Origin of the sequence: Oceanobacillus piezotolerans, assembly GCF_003665065.1 — a bacterium.
Classification (GTDB): domain Bacteria; phylum Bacillota; class Bacilli; order Bacillales; family Amphibacillaceae; genus Oceanobacillus; species Oceanobacillus piezotolerans.
The window spans coordinates 1-13,515 of the sequence record NZ_RCHR01000003.1 but is presented as its reverse complement, the minus strand read 5'-3'; the positions used below and the strand labels follow the sequence as shown (position 1 = coordinate 13,515).

Below are 13,515 nucleotides of genomic sequence, written 5' to 3'. Positions count from 1 at the left end.
AATACACTACGCTAATATAGTTCATTATTGGTCTTTTGATTCAAACAATTAAGTTATGTCCCAGCCTCGTCTTTTTACTAGAAGTATCTATGATAACCTCTATTAAGAGCGAAAGCTATAGACCGGCATAGGGATGATCGCTTTATCTGTTTTTAAAAGGTGGTTAAATCTTTGACATCATAATCAACTATTTTAGTTAATATAGGACTGACATACATACTTCTTTTAGGAAAGTAATGAATTTTCGGTCGATCTAACGAAATAATAGTGATTATAAGAGACCTTACCAAAGATAAAGACAGTTAAACGGTCATTATAACTGTTATTTCGCCATTAACGCTCATTTATTTCGTATTCCTGCACTTGTTTAATTCAAAATAGTTTGTTATAGTTAAAAGCAGTTGCACAGCTAGTCAATGACCAAATCTTGGTCAAATAGTAATTTCATTCAGCGGGCTTTCCCTCGTCCCCACCAATTACTACTTCAAAAAGGGGTTCTTTAAACACCTTCCTACAAATTTTGCAAAATTTGTATTTGCAAAGTCTAACAGGCGAATGGCCTAATTACTCTAATGCAGATATACTATCCTATCTGTCAAGCATTTATTGATAGTTATAACCTAATGTCGATTTTCCGGCCTTATTTAGGTTATACATTACTGTCAGTGAGGGTTTGAAAATTTACTTACACAATATGTGAATTGTTTCACAAACAAAAAAGGAGTTGTTCATTATGAAGTCTGTAAATAATACAGATAATCAACCTACAGGAAATACGGGTGATGACTACTCTTTAGACAGAGTACCTCGTAGTAAAAGAAACATGGGATGGCTAAGTATTACCAATATAACATTTGGTATTGCTACAGCTATTTTTTATTTCCAAATGGGAAGTGTAATGGCACTGCAATTCGGTGCGGTTAATGCCATTATTTCAGCGGTATACGCTATTATTGTTGCTGGTATTTTAGGAACCTTTATTGCATATCTATCAGCTAAATCAGGTATGAACGTCAACTTGTTATCAAGAGGCGGCGGATTTGGTTATATCGGTGCATCGTTAACCTCATTTATTTATGCTACTAATTTTATTATGTATTGTGCACTTGAAGGAATGATATTAGTTGCTGCCGTTCATGAGTTTCTACCTGTTATTCCTGAATGGGTTTTAATACTTATCTTTGGAACAATGGTTATTCCTCTAAATTGGTTCGGAATTAAGCAGCTTGATAAACTGCAAAAATGGTCACTTCCACTATTCTTTGTATTTTTGATTGCTGCGATTGTGATGGCTGCTATGACACCATCTGTTTACGAAGGAAGCTTCTGGTCTTATATGCCAGAAGGGGCTCAAGTAGGTGGAACAGCCTTATTGCTTTGTATCGGAATGCAACATGGAATTATGGGATTAACTCCATTGTTAGCATCTGATTATGCTCGCTTCCTTAAGCCAAAAGATATGAAGATCGGTATCTTTGCAATTGGATTTATTCCACAAATTTTCTGTTTTGGTGTTATGGGTGGGCTCGGTATTTGGTTCGGTGTTCGTTTAGGAGAACCAAATCCTGGTGTTTATATTGTACTTCTGCTAGGTATATGGGGAGTATTATTCACTATGCTAACTCAAATCAGAATTAATATTACCAACATTTACAGTGGTTCGCTCTCATTGGCTAACTTCTTTGAAAATGTATTTAAATTCACACCAGGGAGACGTTTCTGGGTCGTTGTTACTGGAGTTTCTGCCATCATTCTAATGCTTGGTGGAATCACAAATCATCTAGAATTAGCTATGACATTCCAAGGTGTCTTCTTAATGACTTGGGCAACGATTCTAGTAACTGACGCAGTTATCGTTAAAAAGATCTTGAAGATTGGACCCAGATATTATGAATCTAGACAAGATATGCTATTTAAATGGAATCCAGTTGGGGTTGTTTCCCTGCTAATTGCAATTATTCTAGGTACAATAGCAGCTCTTGGGTTTATGGGTGAATTCCTGCAAAGCACTGCCGCATTCTTCTCAAGCTTATTGGCTGCAGTCCTCACAGTCATTCTAGCCATTACTACAAAGGGAAAATATTATATTAAAGAAGAAGCAAACGATATTGCCAGAGAAGATTATATCGCGTAGTTATTTTAGCTCTCTATCACTAAAGTGATAGAGAGCTTTTCTTAAATATGAAGGATAGGAAAACTCTGGAACAAGAGAATTCAGCATTCTACTCATCCCAGAGTTCTCTAGGTTAACCAAAAAAGGCTTCTGCTTTTTCAAGTTGTACTTCTTGTTCTGGTGCGAGATCGTGTTCGTCTACAATTGCATTTACTGGACATGCTGCTACACATGCGCCACATTCGATACATAAATTCGGGTCTATAAAAAATTGATCTGGCCCTTTTTCTATGCAATCAACCGGGCAAATTTGCACACATTCTCCTGCTTTCTCATCTTTACATGCATCTAAAATGACAAATGCCATGTTTTTTTCCTCCTTCCCGCCTCACTTGGCATGTAAAACTTACTCGCCTGCTTAAATGCAACTAGGGATGGCGAAAGCCAAATTTTCTAATGGTATTTTATTTCGTATGCTCTATTTTCTTTTGATAGGCACCTGCATCCAAACCTAAGAACTGTATGGCATTTAGACCGTGTATTTTTGCCTTTTCTTCTTCACTAAGTTTATCTAAATGATCTACCACCTTACCAGATGGAGTTTCCCGCAGTAAAAACGGATAATCTGAGCCAGCAATAATCCGATCGGTACCGAATTCTTCTATCATAAATTGCAGATTTTTTGGCTCATATACAAGTGAATCGTAGTACAGCTTCTTCGCATAATAGCTTGGAGGCTCGACTGTCTTCTGGATATGCGGCCATACTTCAAAGCCCTTGTCCATTCTCGGAAGTAAGTATGGCAAAGAACCACCACCATGGGCAAAGCAAATCTTCAAGTCTGGATATCGGTCAAGCATGCCGCTCATTATGATACTCCCTGCAGCTAATGCCGTCTCAGAAGGCATCCCTACCATATACATAAAATTATGGCGAGGCATTCGTTCTCTCCCAACCGTTGCCCATGGATGAACAAATAGCGGAACTTTTAATTCATGAGCAGCTTTGAAGAACGGTTCTAATTGCTCGTCATCAAGGTTTTGACCGTTCACATTGCTTCCAATTTCTAACCCTTTTAAGTTTAATTCAAGCACCGCACGTTCCATTTCCTGAATCGCCAAATCAACATCCTGTAATGGCACTGTTCCTAATCCAATGAAACGATCTGGATGCTGTTTTACAATGGAAGCAATAAAGTCATTTTGAAACGCTGCCATCTCCAATCCTTTCTTTCCATCTGCCCAGTAGCTAAATGTTACGGGAATCGGGGATAACACTTGAACATCTATGCCCTCTTTGTCCATGTCCCTGATCCGCTCTTCGGCATCCCATGCTTGGTTTGTAATTTCGCGAAAGTTTTTCCCTTGAATCATAATCTTCGCTCCACAGGAACACGTCTTCTCTAATACCGGCCAATGATCATCATTGTACTTCTCAGCTAGATTAAGAAAATTTTCAGAAATAATATGGGTATGAAAATCAACCCGCAGTATCTCACTCATGCATCACGCCTCCTTTTATCATTCCAGGCTCTTTTTTGTTTTAACTCATTTCAAAACAGCGGGTAACACCGCTTCGGAAATACACTACGCTTTCCGCGGGCTCGCGCTGAGCCTCCTCGTTCGCAAAGACCGCTCTCTGCGGGGTCTCAGCGTCTTCGCTTTCCCGCAGGAGTCTCCGTGTATTTCCTCCGCTGATAAGGTGCTTCTTTAATCTTTGACATGTTAGGGAAACACTACTCTACATATAAAGTGATTGGAGCGGAGGGCAGTCGACTCCTGCGGGAGGACAGGCCTAGGTGAGACCCCGCAAGTGCGATAGCACGAGGAGGCTCACCAGCCGCCCGCGGAAAGCGACTGCCCGCAGCGGAAATCAAGCGCATAATTAAAAGGTGTTTCCCGGGTTATATGCTAAATACTGAATTATAATACTCAAAACTCTCCTATTTATGTCCTTCCATAAATCAATATGAAAATAGCTCTCATCCAAACAAGGTATTGAGCAGACACGGTCCAACTCTATTCCTCTATTCTCCAATTTTCGTTCCATATGTGAAATACGATTCTGGAGGTGTGCTTCCCCACATTTCTAAGCCAAGCTTGCCGACGCTGGACTCCCACTCAATTGCTTCCCAATCTGGAGAAAATATTAGGAATCCTCCTGTCCAAATTTCTACTCGGTGACCTGACGGCTCAAACACATAGATAAATTGCGCTCCACTTGTGCCGTGCTTTCCTGGACCCCATTCAATTTGGATCTCATTCTCTGCCATAATATTTGCAGCCCGAATCAGCTCATCCGGAGAATCCAGATAGTAAGCCAAATGATGGAACTTTGAACCATTTTGATTGGAGTTACGCATTAAAGCAACTTCATGGGCAATATTCGTACGACTTAACCAAGATCCTAAGCGTACGTCCTCCTGGTTTTTAATATAGTATCGATGATGAATTCCTAAGAGATTTGTCCACCATTCCTGCTCCTTTTTCACATCGTCAACCAATAAATTCACATGGTCAAACCGGCGCGGTGATACGCCATGCATACGGAATTTACTTGGATGACTTGGCAGTTTCGAAATAAGATTTAAATCTTCTGTCAAGAATTTCTCTTTTTCCCAATACAATTCTATTGGCAACCCACTTGGAGATTTAAATTGGATAGCATCTCCTATCGCTTTTTTTGTACCTCCATCTACCCAAGTAAAATCAATATTCATATCCTTTAATTGCTTTTCAAACAGCTTTAAAGATTCATCTGAGCTTACTCTCCATGCCATATGCTTTACTTGGGATACGTTGGAAGCCTGAAGAATAAGTGTATGGTGGTCGAAATCCTGCCAAGCTCGCAAATATGCTCGGTCCCCTTCTATTTCCGTTACTACGAGACCCATAATATCTGTAAAAAAGTCCAAGGATGCTTCAAAATTCGTTACTGTAATTTCCACGTGTCCCAAATGTGCTACTGTACGTAAATATTTTGCTAACCTTTCTTCTGCTGATTGTTTTACTATTTCTTCTGTTACCTTTGCCATCTATTAAACCTCCCAATATTTTTATTAGCTTAGTACTCTAGCTTTCTTTTGTTTATTATTCTTTCTACTCATAATCGACGTGCTATGTGCACCGTGCAGAGATTCTTCAGGGTTGATGAACACCTTTGCATTGCTTACAGCTATAGGCGCCTCTCCAAAACCCGTTGCCATTAGTTTGACCTTTCCAGGATATGTTGAAATATCACCAACTGCATAGATTCCCGGAATATTGGTTTCCGCTCGAGAATTAACAACAATACAATTTTTCTCAATGTGTAACTGCCAATCATTAATTGGTCCTAGATTCGAGATAAACCCATAGTTAACAAGAAATTCATCTGCCTCTAACCTTCGTGTTTCTTCGCCACCAGCCTGAACGATCTCCACCTCATTAATTCGCTCTGAACCTATGATTTTTTTGGGCACAAAAGGTGTGACAATTTCTACATTCGATTCCTTCATACGTTGGACACTATGCTCGTGTGCACGAAACCGATCTCTGCGATGTACAATCGTTACCTTTGCAGCAATTTTCTCCAGCATTAATGCCCAATCAACAGCTGAATCTCCACCTCCGAAAATAACAACCTGCTTATCCTTGAAGTCCTGTAAACTCTGAATCCGATAATGTAAGTTCATTTCTTCAAACTCTTCTTCACGCGGAAGATTCATCGTACGTGGCTTAAACGCGCCATTTCCGGCTGTGATAATAATGGTTTTAGAATAATGCACATCTTTGCTTGTCGTAATTGTAAAATAATCCTCACTTTTCTCAACCTCTTGAACCTCTTCTCCTGTGCAAATGTCTGGTTGAAATTGACTCATCTGCTCAGTTAACCGACCAACAAGCTCTCCTGCCTTTATTTCCTTAAAACCAGCAACATCATATACATATTTGTCCGGATAAAGTGCAGTAAGCTGACCCCCTAATTCTGGCAGACTCTCTATAATCTTTACTGATGCTTGACGCATTCCGGCATAGAAGGCTGTAAACAAGCCTACCGGTCCGCCGCCAATAATTGTAATGTCATAGACCTTCATCTATAGACCCCACTTTCCCTACAGAATTAAGCTAATTTTCCCCTGTGGTCGTAAGCTATCTAAATGGAGGATGACCTTCTTCTTCTTTATTCTCAACTTGCCATCCTGGCTTACAATTTCAAACTGTTGTTTCCCTATGAAGCTATCTAATACTTCCCGTTTGGTTCGATAGGTTGTGAAATTACAAAGCACCTTGATCGTGTCTTGATCTAAGTCTTGTACTAAAACATTATGATAGTTTCGAATGGTAGTGGAATGGGGATACTCCACATGGGCTTCCTTTTTCAGAAGCCGTTCTGCTCGCTTTTGAATCCTATCCCGGTCATCATGTATATAAAATAAAGATCTTGTTGCATCTGCATCTGGCTCATAAATCGGTGGGACGGTATAGCTGGCATCATCAGTAAAAAGCTCTGCCCATTCTAATAGCTTCCATTCATCTAGTAAGTTTGCTTCGTGATAGAGGAAGTCAACGACATTTTGGCGTGTTACTGTCATTTCATCGTTACCTCCTCTTCCATCATGGATGGTTTAATAATCTTCTTATATTGCCTCCAAAAAGCTCGCATTTGTAATTCGTCTGTTGCCATTGCATTTTCCTCACGAATCATTCCTTTAGAAATATCATTCCATTCTACTTCTGAGTTATTTGTATAGGCTTCTTGGCAAAGTTCTAATGCCTCGTTATCGTCAGGTGTAGCAAACCCACCAGGCCCTAAAAACTCCAGGAAATTATTGTTTCTTGCTAGACGATGATCCTCAGGCTCTCCTACTGGGGCAAGTGCATAACCAGTTACCTCCATATAGCCAGGCGAGGTCGGATAAAACGTTCTTGCTGTAACAGCCATAATGTCATTAATTACAAGATTCGGAAAAATAAGGATATTACGGTTGTAGTTTGTAATACGTTCAGCTCTTTCCTCTCCATATTTTTCTTTTAGACGCGCTTTTATCTTCTCCATGTCTTCTTTTAATTTTTCATCCCATATCGGCGTCCATTGTGCAATTGGGCGACCCCACGGTGCTACATATTCCATGACTCCATGTCCATTACCCAGTTCACGACCATGTCCTTCTAAGCGAACCCTTTTCAAATTAGGGTCTTGTTCCTGCTTAATATCAAAGTAGGTTTTATGTGTTGGCATTCCGTGATAAAGATCCACACTATTTTCTGCCAGCAGCTTCCAATTCGCACGAACACTGTATTGCTGGACGCCACCTAAAACCTCGAGCCCTGCATCTGACTGATCTGCAACCAAATCAATGTATTCTTTTGCATTACCCAGGTATTCATCTAAGGAAATAGCATGATCATCAAAGTTTACGAAAACAAAACCTCGATAGCTTTCCACTCTTTTAACCGCTTTCATATTCTTCGTACCTTCAGCATTAAAATCTTCTGGGAATCCATCTTTTCCAGGCATTCCAACAAGATTGCCGTCATTAGTAAAGCTCCACGCATGGTAAAAGCAACGAAATACCCGAGAGTTCCCTTCATTCTCACGACAAACCAATGCACCACGATGTGGACATGTATTGTATAGTGCTCGAATTTCTCCATCCTGACTTCGAACAAACAGCAGATTTCTTCCGCCAACTTTTTTTCGCTTGTAATCACCTAGTTCTTTTAACTCTGACTCATGTCCGATGAATAACCAGCATTTGTTAAATATCTCTGCCCGTTCTCTTGCTAAAATTTCGCGTTCCGTAAATACACTGCGGTGAACAAGAAATTCACTCTTTTCTTTATCATCAATGACAAAGCTATTCATTTAAGTACCTTCCTTTCATTTTTTAGTAAACGCTATTACAACATATTACTGCCGCCATTTACACTGATCACTTGCCCAGTAATAAAGCTTGCACCTTCTGTCGCCAGATACCAGACAGCATCTGCAACTTCCTCTACTGCCGCCGCTCTTCCCTTAGGAATGATTTGAATATATTTGTCGACTAATTCGGAATCACGATCACGAATCGCATCTAAGGCCTCGCAATCTACTGCTGGCGGAGCGACGGTATTAACAGTAATATCATATTTGGCGAACTCTCTGGCAAGGCCTGTTGTCATCGCATGCACACCACCTTTTGCCGCATTATATGCCGCATGGTCCCACAGCCCATTTCGCACTGAATCTGCACCGACATTAATTATCCTGCCAAACTTGGCATCCACCATATGGGGAAGAACTTTGTAGCAAGACCAAATAGTTGTCCATAGATTACGGTCAATTGTCTTTCTAAGTGTATCCGGTGTCTGTTCTAAGAAAGGTAAAATCACGCCGCCACCTGCATTATTAATCAGGATATCAACTTTACCATAACGTTGGATTGTCTGATCCACCATCGATTGGACATTTTCTTCAATAGAAAGATCTCCAGCATAATAAGTAATCTCTGAATTCACATGCCCTTGTATCTCCTCTGCTGCTTTTCTGGTACGTTCTTCATTCGTTCCACTGACCACAACATGGGCCCCTGATTTAGCTAATTTTAATGCGATGGCTTGCCCTATTCCTCGGGCTGATCCTGTCACAATAGCGACTTTTCCTTTAAGCGTTTCGCTTAATAAAACATCCTCCATATGCTAATACTCCTCTCTATCCTTTTGTAATCCCTTTCAATAACTTATAGGCTATAAAAGGACGTTATATCCTTGCTTGGTATTCATTATAGTAAAGGGTCCATCGGAACTCCAATTAAATATTTTTTGATTTTTTGACCAATTCCAAAAAACATTTTATAACCTTTTTATTAGAAGATGCTATATAATAGGATTATTCTGGTAATTAAAAATTCTAAGAAGACACTTAAAAAAACACAACTTTGTAAACGCTTACTATCAGTTGTTTGACAAACCTAATCACAGGAGGATATAGGATGAATGAGAGTCAAATAGAAACATTTCTGACAGTCGCAACGTACCGAAGTTTTTCAAAAGCTGCCGCAGTGCTAAACGTAACGCAACCAACGATTACATCTCGGCTTAAGAATTTAGAAGAAATCTTGCAATGTGAGTTATTCAAGCGTATTGGGCATGAAATTTTCTTAACAAAAGAAGGCAATGTATTCATGGAATATGCAAAAAATATCCTCATCTATATGAAACACTCCAAAGAAATCTCTGGCTTAATGAAAGAGCCTGTTATTAAGGTAGGCTTCTCCCCTGGCTACTCCTATTCATTTATTGTTGAAATGCTAAAAACCATTCAATCTGCAGGTGACATGGATATTCAGGTAAAGGAGGGGTTTGATTCTGTTAACTTAAGCGATATGGTGTTAGCTGGTGAGTTGGATTTAGTTTTCACAAGAAATGTGTTAACCAATAAAAAGGATATAGTTTCGGAACCTTTGTTTGATAATCCACTTATCGTTGTCTTACCTAAGAACCATCCTTTAGCGAAGAAACAAGTAATACAATTAAAGGATTTATGCGGGGAGACCATACTGAGCTATCGAAGAAAATCAACATTATGGAATTTGATTGATCGGCAATTGCTTGGTATCCAGCCAACAACACGGATTGACCTTGACAACAATGAAATGCTTATGCAAGCAGTTATGAATAGAATTGGAATCGGTATAATTCCTGAACTCGGAATGGACAAACGCTATGCGGAAAGTATTGCTATTAGATCCATCCCTGAACTTCAGCAAATACCCAATAAAGTCTACGTCCAATACCGTAAAAATACCCAGATTCAAAAGCTATCAAAGAAAATCATCTACTCTATTATTAATCATAAGTATAAAGAAGTGCATTAATCGAGACAAAAAGATATATCTAAATACCCCTTTCTCATCGAGACGAGAAAGGGGTACATTCATCCATAATCTATTAAACTATCAAATTAAATACTCATAATGCCACCTTTAGAGGCATTCATGACAAGTTTAGAATATCTTGCTAACCATCCTGTTTTGATTTTTGGTTCAAATGGCTTCAGGTTCTTACGTCGTTCTGTGAATTCTTCTTCCGACACTTTAACATTCATTGTCCGGCTTGGTAAGTCAATTTCGATAATATCGCCATTTTCAATTAGCGCAATTGGACCGCCTTCTGCAGCTTCTGGTGAAATGTGACCGATTGAAATACCACGAGATGCACCACTAAAGCGCCCATCTGTAATTAACGCCACTTTCGTTCCAAGTCCACGACCCATTATAGCTGAGGTAGGTGCTAGCATTTCTGGCATACCAGGTCCGCCTTTTGGTCCTTCATAGCGAATAACGACAACGTGACCTTCCTGTACGATACCATTGTCTATCGCTTCTTGAGCCTCATCTTGTGAATCAAAGACAATTGCTTCCCCAGTAAATGTTTTAATCGATGGATCCACTGCCCCTACTTTAATCACAGAGCCCTCTGGAGCAATATTTCCATACAATACAGATAAACCTCCGACAGGACTATATGGGTTGTCTTTTGTGCGAATCACATTTGGGTCTTTTATATGATGATCTTTTACAAGATCACCCATTGTTTTACCAGAAATCGTTATTCTTTCTGGGTGAATTGCTCCCGGGATTTTGGTTAGTTCATTAATAATTGATTCTACTCCACCAGCTTTATTGATATCATCCATTGAAATATCAGATGCAGGCATTATTTTGGCTAAATATGGCACTCTTTCTGCAACCTTATTAATATCCTGTAAGTCGTAATCAATTCCCGCTTCTTTCGCAATTGCTAATGTATGAAGGACGGTATTTGTCGATCCGCCCATTGCCATATCAAGTGCGAATGCATCATCAATCGCTTCTTTTGTAATAATATCACGCGGTTTCACATCTTCTTTAATCATACGAACTAATTGTTTCGCTGCTTCACGGACTAATTCTTTACGCTTTTCACTTGTAGCAACAATGGTACCATTCCCAGGAAGTGCTACACCCAGCATTTCCATTAAACAGTTCATTGAATTCGCAGTAAACATACCCGAACAGGAACCACATGTTGGACAAGCATTCATCTCAATATCTAAGAGTTCATCGGCAGACATGTTCCCTGATTTATGGGCACCAACACCTTCAAATACAGAGGTTAAAGAAATTTGTTTCCCTGTTGCACTTACTCCAGCTTCCATCGGTCCACCGGAAACAAATACGGAAGGGACATTCGTACGAGCAGCCGCCATCAGCATACCTGGCGTAATCTTGTCACAGTTTGGGATATAGAATACACCATCAAACCAGTGCGCATTAATTACTGTTTCGGCGGAATCTGCAATGAGTTCACGACTCGGCAGGGAATAACGCATTCCAATATGTCCCATTGCAATCCCATCATCCACACCGATTGTATTAAATTCGAAAGGAATACCCCCGGCTTCGATAATCGCTTCTTTCACAACGTCAGCAAACTCTCGTAAATGTACATGACCAGGAATAATATCTATGTATGAGTTACAAACACCAATAAAGGGTTTTTCAAAATCTTTCGGCTTTACTTTTCCAGTTGCATATAAAAGACTGCGGTGAGGAGCACGATCGACCCCTATTTTAATCATGTCACTTCTCATCTGATTCCCTCCATATTTTTAAATTTTAAATCTATTTTAAATGTTATGTTGTCTGATGTCAACACCGTTGTATGACAACCGGGGTGTTTATATTTATAATTTTTTTATTCCATCTCTAAATCCTTCATCGCTCTTAGAATATGAATCTTCATTGCACTTCTTGCACCTTCAGGATTTCTTGCCTTCATAAATTCCATAATCATCTTATGGTCATTTAACGTATCTTTTACAACACTTTCATTATGCTGAGATAATATGACACCTTTATCGATTGCTTGAAAAATAACTGGCATTAGTTTGTCAATAAACTCATTATGGGTAGCCTTAGCAATCGTTTTATGAAATTTTTGTTCTACATCTGTTCGATCCTTACCTTGATTTATCTTTTGTTCAATTTGCTTTCCATAGTCAAGTATACGGTTCAATTCGGCATCACTAGCTCGTATCGTCGCATAATATGCAGCTTCCGGTTCAAAGATTAGACGCATTTCATACAAGTCTTTTGCATTTATTCTAGCATTTGAGAGATCATGTAAGGACTTTACCGTTTGATTTAAATTCATATCTGTTTTAACATAGGTTCCTCTACCGCGCTTGATTTCTAATACTTCATTGGTAACCAATATTCTTATTGCTTCACGCAATGTTGTTCTACTAATATTAAGCTCAGCTGATAACTCTATTTCATTTGGGAGTTTATCTCCCGGGATGAATCTTTTTTCAATTGTAATCATGGATAGAATTTCTTCTGCTATACTATCTGACAGTCTCTTCATTTGGTTCACCTATCACTTAATCCTAATTTTCTCAAGTATAACACATTACTAGTGCTGCATTAATTAGTCAGATTTTCCTCATTTATATTAGAGTATTTTATTCAAGCTCTAACTAGGTTGTTTGGAAAGTAAAAAGAGGGGTATTAAATAGAATACTAGAGTAAGGAGGAAAGTGAAATGGATACTTCTATAACTGTAAAAGTTATATTTGGTCTTTTCGCACTGCTTATCGTTGTCCGTATATTAGGCAAAAAAGAACTATCTCAATTAACACCAATCGATTTTGTATATCTATTAGTTCTTGGCGGACTTCTCGAAGAATCTATTTATGATGATTTGGTAAGCATCTGGGAAGTTCTTTATACTATTGCATTATGGGCCTTGCTCATCTATATCATTGAAATGATTATTAGGAAATTTGAAGTTCTTAGACCCGTATTAAAAGGAGAGCCTTCCATCATTGTAGATAATGGTGAACTAGTTATAAAAGCGCTTAAGAGAAATAAACTAGAATTAGAACAACTCAGGTCCCTTCTAAGACAACAAGGAATATTTTCATTAAAAGAAGTGAAATATGCCATTTTAGAACCAGGTGGACAATTAAGTGTGATGAAGAAGGATTCCGAGTCAGCTGTGACAGCTGAGATGCTGGACATCCATTCTGGGGAATCCTCACTATCTCATTTACTGATTGATGAGGGGGAAATAGAGTATAAGATTCTTAAATCTATTGGCAAAGATAAAGAATGGTTAATCCATGAAATGAATAAAAGAGGGTATGATGACATAACAAATATTTACTATGCTGAATGGTCCGAAGAAAATGGTTTTATTATAGAAACGAATGATTAGTTTTTTATAAAATGTATAAAAGTTTTGCTATAGTTACATGAATATATAAATATAATGAGGCTGGGACAAAACCCCAGTGAATAAAAAATAAGGCGTGGGGCTTACAATATAAAACTGTAGGCCCCACGCCTTTTATGCCATTTTTAAGTAAACAAAAAGGACACCTTTTGATAAAAT

12 protein-coding genes are annotated in these 13,515 nt (G+C 38.9%); 3 read left to right on the top strand and 9 right to left on the bottom strand.

Annotated elements, in window-relative coordinates:
- The first annotated feature begins 733 nt into the window (after positions 1–733).
- Complete coding sequence (locus D8M04_RS08075) at positions 734–2,134, top strand: purine-cytosine permease family protein (RefSeq protein ID WP_121522423.1); 1,401 nt, start codon at positions 734–736, stop codon at positions 2,132–2,134.
- A gap of 112 nt (positions 2,135–2,246) precedes the next feature.
- Here D8M04_RS08075 and D8M04_RS08070 read toward each other — a convergent pair whose 3' ends face one another.
- The 7 genes from D8M04_RS08070 to D8M04_RS08040 form a co-directional block, all read right to left on the bottom strand.
- The gene (locus D8M04_RS08070) at positions 2,247–2,480 is read right to left on the bottom strand and encodes a 4Fe-4S binding protein (protein WP_121522422.1); all 234 of its coding nucleotides are present in this window, start codon (positions 2,478–2,480) and stop codon (positions 2,247–2,249) included.
- A gap of 97 nt (positions 2,481–2,577) precedes the next feature.
- Complete coding sequence (locus tag D8M04_RS08065; RefSeq protein ID WP_121522421.1) at positions 2,578–3,615, bottom strand: amidohydrolase family protein; 1,038 nt, start codon at positions 3,613–3,615, stop codon at positions 2,578–2,580.
- Positions 3,616–4,139: 524 nt separating this feature from the next.
- Positions 4,140–5,147, bottom strand: coding sequence for a VOC family protein (locus D8M04_RS08060; protein ID WP_121522420.1), 1,008 nt, complete (start codon positions 5,145–5,147; stop codon positions 4,140–4,142).
- A 24-nt stretch (positions 5,148–5,171) separates the two neighbouring features.
- Entirely contained in the window at positions 5,172–6,188 is a 1,017-nt protein-coding gene (locus D8M04_RS08055; protein ID WP_121522419.1) for an NAD(P)/FAD-dependent oxidoreductase, read from the bottom strand.
- 18 nt (positions 6,189–6,206) lie between these two features.
- Positions 6,207–6,686, bottom strand: a complete 480-nt coding sequence (locus D8M04_RS08050; protein WP_121522418.1) for an aromatic-ring-hydroxylating dioxygenase subunit beta — start codon at positions 6,684–6,686, stop codon at positions 6,207–6,209.
- Positions 6,683–7,960, bottom strand: a complete 1,278-nt coding sequence (locus D8M04_RS08045) for an aromatic ring-hydroxylating oxygenase subunit alpha (RefSeq protein WP_121522417.1) — start codon at positions 7,958–7,960, stop codon at positions 6,683–6,685. Before D8M04_RS08045 ends, D8M04_RS08050 begins: the two co-directional genes overlap by 4 nt.
- A gap of 35 nt (positions 7,961–7,995) precedes the next feature.
- On the bottom strand, positions 7,996–8,772 hold the full coding sequence (locus D8M04_RS08040; RefSeq protein WP_121522416.1) for an SDR family NAD(P)-dependent oxidoreductase: 777 nt from the start codon (positions 8,770–8,772) through the stop codon (positions 7,996–7,998).
- Positions 8,773–9,068: 296 nt separating this feature from the next.
- Here D8M04_RS08040 and D8M04_RS08035 point away from each other — a divergent pair, with 296 nt between their 5' ends.
- Positions 9,069–9,953: a LysR family transcriptional regulator gene (locus tag D8M04_RS08035; protein ID WP_121522415.1), complete on the top strand. Its 885-nt coding sequence runs from the start codon at positions 9,069–9,071 to the stop codon at positions 9,951–9,953.
- A gap of 86 nt (positions 9,954–10,039) precedes the next feature.
- Here D8M04_RS08035 and ilvD read toward each other — a convergent pair whose 3' ends face one another.
- Positions 10,040–11,710 carry a dihydroxy-acid dehydratase gene (ilvD, locus tag D8M04_RS08030; protein WP_121522414.1) on the bottom strand — a complete coding sequence of 557 codons (1,671 nt, stop codon included), beginning with the start codon at positions 11,708–11,710 and terminating at the stop codon, positions 10,040–10,042.
- Between the two features lie 104 nt (positions 11,711–11,814).
- Complete coding sequence (locus D8M04_RS08025; protein WP_121522413.1) at positions 11,815–12,486, bottom strand: FadR/GntR family transcriptional regulator; 672 nt, start codon at positions 12,484–12,486, stop codon at positions 11,815–11,817.
- A 177-nt stretch (positions 12,487–12,663) separates the two neighbouring features.
- Here D8M04_RS08025 and D8M04_RS08020 point away from each other — a divergent pair, with 177 nt between their 5' ends.
- Entirely contained in the window at positions 12,664–13,338 is a 675-nt protein-coding gene (locus D8M04_RS08020; protein ID WP_121522412.1) for a DUF421 domain-containing protein, read from the top strand.
- Positions 13,339–13,515 lie beyond the last annotated feature (177 nt).

Bases quoted from the DNA above. Each gene is read 5' to 3' on its own strand.
- D8M04_RS08075 (WP_121522423.1), top strand. From the start codon at position 734: ATGAAGTCTGTAAATAATACAGATAATCAACCTACAGGAAATACGGGT.
- D8M04_RS08070 (WP_121522422.1), bottom strand. From the start codon at position 2,480: ATGGCATTTGTCATTTTAGATGCATGTAAAGATGAGAAAGCAGGAGAA.
- D8M04_RS08065 (WP_121522421.1), bottom strand. From the start codon at position 3,615: ATGAGTGAGATACTGCGGGTTGATTTTCATACCCATATTATTTCTGAA.
- D8M04_RS08060 (WP_121522420.1), bottom strand. From the start codon at position 5,147: ATGGCAAAGGTAACAGAAGAAATAGTAAAACAATCAGCAGAAGAAAGG.
- D8M04_RS08055 (WP_121522419.1), bottom strand. From the start codon at position 6,188: ATGAAGGTCTATGACATTACAATTATTGGCGGCGGACCGGTAGGCTTG.
- D8M04_RS08050 (WP_121522418.1), bottom strand. From the start codon at position 6,686: ATGACAGTAACACGCCAAAATGTCGTTGACTTCCTCTATCACGAAGCA.
- D8M04_RS08045 (WP_121522417.1), bottom strand. From the start codon at position 7,960: ATGAATAGCTTTGTCATTGATGATAAAGAAAAGAGTGAATTTCTTGTT.
- D8M04_RS08040 (WP_121522416.1), bottom strand. From the start codon at position 8,772: ATGGAGGATGTTTTATTAAGCGAAACGCTTAAAGGAAAAGTCGCTATT.
- D8M04_RS08035 (WP_121522415.1), top strand. From the start codon at position 9,069: ATGAATGAGAGTCAAATAGAAACATTTCTGACAGTCGCAACGTACCGA.
- ilvD (WP_121522414.1), bottom strand. From the start codon at position 11,710: ATGAGAAGTGACATGATTAAAATAGGGGTCGATCGTGCTCCTCACCGC.
- D8M04_RS08025 (WP_121522413.1), bottom strand. From the start codon at position 12,486: ATGAAGAGACTGTCAGATAGTATAGCAGAAGAAATTCTATCCATGATT.
- D8M04_RS08020 (WP_121522412.1), top strand. From the start codon at position 12,664: ATGGATACTTCTATAACTGTAAAAGTTATATTTGGTCTTTTCGCACTG.